Origin of the sequence: Litoribacterium kuwaitense (assembly GCF_011058155.1) — a bacterium.
GTDB lineage: Bacteria > Bacillota > Bacilli > Bacillales > DSM-28697 > Litoribacterium > Litoribacterium kuwaitense.
On record NZ_JAALFC010000079.1, the window covers coordinates 1 to 4,990 of the forward strand.

The following is a 4,990-nucleotide window of genomic DNA, read 5'->3' on the forward strand; positions in this document are numbered from 1 at the left end:
TTCCAACACTTCCAATCTATCTCTGTCGAGTTAGATTATCAGTGAAAACTGGGGAATTTTAAACCGTTATTATTGAGGATTTTAACACCGATATTCACAGTGACGAAGCAACGATCGAAAACATAGCTAGGCGATTTAAACAAGCGCCTGAACAAATCAAAGACGCTTTTCGAATCGAAGCAAAAAATGGCACCATCGAGTCTTTTGCCTTGCTCGCATGGATGGTGACAGCGAAAAAACCTGTAGATATAAAAAAGGAACCGTGAAAAGGAAAAGACATGTTATAGTAAAAGAAAATCTCGCCGTCCCTTAGAAAGAATAAGCAGCGCACCTTAAATTGTGGATAAGTCGTTGCTCACCCTCATAAAATCAGGTACAATGTGAACGGAAGCAAGTGTGGATAACAAAAAGAGGAGGCGCGACCATTGCCGATTCGTGACATCCAAGTGTGCCAGGAGCATGTCGAACTGGCTTTAGATATGATTGTAGATGAATATGAGACCGCGCCGTCAATTCAACCAGTATCAGAAGACGGAAGCTGCGAATTTTGTCGATTAAACGCACAGTACGTGGTGTCGAACCGTCCGGACATTTAAGTTGTGGATAAAATCTGTGGGTATGTGGATAACTTTTGTGGACGCCCTGTTGATAAGGAGAGTATAACCTGTGGATATTTCAATTGTAGCTGTAGGGAAATTAAAGGAAAAATACTTAAAGCAAGGCATTGACGAATATGTGAAACGCTTACAGCCATTTGCAAAAATCCATATCATCGAAGTGGCCGACGAAAAAGCATCCGAAAAACTGAGTGCCCAAGAAGAAGAACAAGTCAAAGCAAAAGAAGGTGAGCGCCTCCTGGCTAAAATCCCAGCAGACGCTCACCTCATTTTGCTTGACCTCGACGGCCAGCAGCTCACCTCCGAAGCCTTTTCCGAAAAATTAGACACCCTCGCCACCTATGGCAAAAGCAAAATCGCCTTCGCCATCGGCGGCTCCCTCGGCCTCAGCCCTGCCGTCCGCCAGCGCGCCAATCTCAAGCTCAGCCTCTCCAAAATGACCTTACCCCACCAACTCGCCCGCCTCGTCCTCATTGAACAGGTGTATCGGGCGTTTAAGATTATGCGGGGCGGGGCTTATCACAAATAGTGGTAAAGCAGAGAGTTGAAGTTGCGCTTGATAAAGAGTGGCTAGAAAAGTTGTGATTACTGGTATTTCGTTTAATTTATATCATTTTACTTGGAGATTCAACTTTTTAAAATAGGGTTTTAAAGAGTACCTAGTGAATAGGCAGTAGAGCAAAAATGCTCTGCTGCTTTTTGGTATTATAGAAATATATTCATATTTAGTGAGGCAAGGAGGGTAATTATGAGTTTAGATCGATATCGGATAGAAAGAGCAGTATTGTTTAGAGTACGGGGAATAGAAAAAATTAATTCAATCGAGAGTGGTGTAGGAACTATTTCTCTTTTTGTGGGTAATAAAGAGGGACAAGCCACTGAAGAAATGATTGATTTGACTAAACAAATTGTTGAGAAGAACAGACCAATAGGAACAAGGGTTTTAGTTGAACCTTTTTCAAAATCACCTTTTCAAAACAAGGGATTATATGAACTACCAAATGAAATAAGAAATGCACATATTTCTTCGTTAACTCATTCAGATATAGAGTTTTTAGTTAAAAATTGTGTTCCAAATGTAGTTTATTTTGATTCTAAAACTGTAAAAGGTGGGGTGATAGATGTATTTGTTGCAGATATTAACCTTGAAGCAGATGTACAAATGCTTGATAAGACTCAAAAGGTATTGAATGATGTTTTTCATTCTGATGTAACTATTTCTGTATCACTAGCGTTACATTAATTAAAAGTAGTAATTCAAAATACTAAAAATGTTCAATGTTTATTTGTTTTGCCAACAAAAAATCCTTTACAATGGAAATGTCAGGTGGTTCCTGTCCAAATCCAACGCAAAGGATCATCAACTATGGACAAGAATACACTACTTTCATCATTTGGTAAATGGGTATCTCCCATAAACACGAAAAGAATGACTGAACAAGTCGAATATCTTAAACAGGATAACTACACCAAGAAACTAACGACAGAAGCGTATATCAAGCTCTTACTGTTTGCCCAGTTGCACGAACTGGAGAGTCTGCATGCAATCAGCGATGCTCTATTGGATGAAGACCTTCAAATAACACTAGGATTTGAATCCATCAGTGCGTCCTCTCCCGGAAGAACAATGATCTGGATCCGACAATTCTTTCAACACTGTTTCTTGATCTTGTAAGAAAGATTCAAGAATTTCGCCAGTCTTGTATAAGGAACTTGCCACTTAAAATCATTGACTCAAGCACGCTTCCACTCAATTTGACGAATTACAAATGGGCAAAATTCAGGAAGACTAAAGCAGGCGTTAAGCTTCATTTACGGCTTGTCTTCATGGATAAGGATACCGTATATCCAGAAAAGGCAGTCATTACATCAGCGAAAGAACATGATAGAAACCAATTATGCTCGTAGATGACAAGGAAGCCATGTATGTGTTTGACCGTGGTTATGTCGACTACGAACGCTTCGATCGCATGACAGATGATGGACATTTCTTCGTTTCCAGATTGAAGAAGAATGCCGTCATTCGTGAGGTGGAATCCTTCTCGCTGCCTGAAGACAGCACAGTATTATCTGACAAAATGGTTTATATCGGCACGACACAAAGCCGGGCAGAGAACCTTTTTCGTTTGCTGGATGTGATGGATACCAAAGGGAATGTTCTTCGGCTAATAACTAACCGGTTTGACTTGAAAGCGGACGAAATTAGTGAAGTATACCGTTCACGCTGGGCTATTGAACTATTTTTCAAATGGCTTAAGCAGCATGTGGTGATCAAACATTTTTATGGCATGAGTGAAACCGCGATCCAAAATCAAATTTACCTAGCGCTAAGCACCTATTGTCTGCACGTACTCATATAGCTGGAGATCGGAAGCAAGAAAACACTGCTTCGGATCAGTTGCTGGCTAAAAGCTGCCATTTGGAAGCCAGCTTACGTATGGATTCGGCGTTTTGAAGAGAAGACTTAGCGAATGGCTTGTTGTCGCTCCTGTTGCCTAAATGTATATATTTACCAAAATGGACAGTGCCACCTTTGCTTAAGCTTTCCCTTTTTGGCACTTTTCCATGACGATATATTTACTGAGTATTCAAACACTATTTATGCAACGCTAGTGATTCATAATAGAAGAAATAATAGTTAAAACAATAATAATTGATTAACTTTAAGAAGTGAAGGAAAGGCGGATGGTGATGTATAGGTTTAGAACTGTGTCAAACTTAATCGGAGAATTTCAAGAGTTACAAAAACAGCAAATATACTTTGCACACCCTGAACAACTAAATGATCCAATGGAAGGAATGCGTCGATATTTCTGGCGGGGAGACGAAATTGTATGGAGAAATTTGCTAAAGCATTATCTTCTATGCTTAGAGCATGTAGTTACACTGGCAAGATTAACTGAAGAAAATGAACAGATAACAAAAGACGACATTCCAATCTATAAAAGTTTAGAAAATTTGCCAACAGATTTATATAGGGAACGTATTCAGGAAGTATACGAAGTATTCTTTTCCAATCGTTTTGTTCAATCCTATCTAAGTTTTATCATCAAAAATCCATACAAAATTTATTCGGAAGAGCTGTATGTTCATTTAAAATTTTTATTTAGATACGCATTAAATGCTGTTTTTGAAGTAGATGCTAAACATGGATTTATTCCAACATCAGGAGATATTAATGAATTAAAAAGTGATAATGAGCAGGCAGATGCTTTCTTTACGATTTGGGAAAAAATAAGTGAATTACCTGACGGTCAGGAAATGTATGAACATTTAATGAAAGCAGTGCATGAAGTAATGAAAGAGATGGATTTTCAACATGTCATTAAATTAAATAGTTCAATTAAAATGCAAAATATATGTGTTGAATTTCCACAGATGTATATAGAAGCGATAAAAGCCTTAACTTATCCAGAAGCGTATATAGCTTGCTTTATGGATAATTGTACAAATTCGTCTATTTGGGGGACTTATGGGGATAATCATAGGGGGGTTTGTTTAAAGTACAAAATAAAAGACCAAGAAAAACCTACACTAAAATTAAAAACAATTACAGGATTTTCATCATCAGGAAATACATATGGAACAGTAGAGTTTCCATTAAAAAAGATGATTTACTCCAATGAATTTGACGAATTAGATTTCTTTAGAAATATTGGAAGACTACCAGTCGGTCATTTAGAAAGACAATGGTATACAAATGAAAAAGGGGAGCGAAGTATTTGTAGTGAACATTTGTTTTCATATGAAGAAGAATGGAGGGTTAGGCACTGGGAGTCCTTCGAAACAGCTTATTTGAATAAGTTACCTGCGTGGTCACACGAGAGGGAATATCGTATAATCTTGAGTAGTGTTCTTGAAATGTTCAGTGAATCAAAAGATAGACTGCTCGAATACAATTTCGAGGTTTTAGAAGCTATTATATTTGGAATTAACACACCAAAAGAAGATAGAATAAAGATTATCGATATAGTAAATGAGAAGTGTAAAAAAGAAGGTAGAAAACAGTTTGATTTTTACGAAATGGCATATTCAAATAAAAAACAGGAAATGGATACAAGGAAAATTCTCTCTTTAAAACTATAACTTTACCAAGTGAGTAAATTTCATAAGTCCCTTTTTAAAAAAAGTGTAGAGTAGTCCCTTGGTGTTTTACATGTTTTTTTAAAATATATCGTGCTTTAATTCACGCTGCCTTGGACATTTGTTCCGCTTTCATCTTTTTAATTCGATCTGTGGCCAATCTGGAGGCATTATAAACAAGCGTCACCAACTGGAAATGAAGCCTTGCCTTCTTACCTGTCCGATGACGGACATGATTGAGCCCAAAGAACTCTTTTAGATATGCGTTGACCCTTTCGACAGCGGTTCGC

General features: G+C 37.8%; 5 protein-coding genes and 1 pseudogene. 5 read left to right on the forward strand and 1 reads right to left on the reverse strand.

Features of this window, described 5'->3' with window-relative positions; all coding sequences use genetic code 11:
* The first annotated feature begins 425 nt into the window (after window positions 1-425).
* From G4V62_RS18715 to G4V62_RS18735, 5 genes and pseudogenes are all read left to right on the forward strand, one after another.
* On the forward strand, window positions 426-596 hold the full coding sequence (locus tag G4V62_RS18715) for a CxxH/CxxC protein (protein ID WP_212508851.1): 171 nt from the start codon (window positions 426-428) through the stop codon (window positions 594-596).
* 70 nt (window positions 597-666) lie between these two features.
* Complete coding sequence (gene rlmH, locus G4V62_RS18720; protein WP_165205126.1) at window positions 667-1,146, forward strand: 23S rRNA (pseudouridine(1915)-N(3))-methyltransferase RlmH; 480 nt, start codon at window positions 667-669, stop codon at window positions 1,144-1,146.
* A 219-nt stretch (window positions 1,147-1,365) separates the two neighbouring features.
* Complete coding sequence (locus G4V62_RS18725; RefSeq protein ID WP_165205128.1) at window positions 1,366-1,860, forward strand: hypothetical protein; 495 nt, start codon at window positions 1,366-1,368, stop codon at window positions 1,858-1,860.
* A 123-nt stretch (window positions 1,861-1,983) separates the two neighbouring features.
* Window positions 1,984-3,085 (forward strand): annotated as a pseudogene (locus tag G4V62_RS18730) (IS4 family transposase).
* 223 nt (window positions 3,086-3,308) lie between these two features.
* Complete coding sequence (locus G4V62_RS18735) at window positions 3,309-4,703, forward strand: DUF2971 domain-containing protein (RefSeq protein ID WP_165205130.1); 1,395 nt, start codon at window positions 3,309-3,311, stop codon at window positions 4,701-4,703.
* A gap of 100 nt (window positions 4,704-4,803) precedes the next feature.
* On the opposite strand, the gene G4V62_RS18740 is transcribed toward G4V62_RS18735, so the two are convergent.
* Window positions 4,804-4,990 (reverse strand): transposase (locus G4V62_RS18740; protein WP_165205132.1); only part of this gene is annotated, 187 nt, incomplete at its 5' end.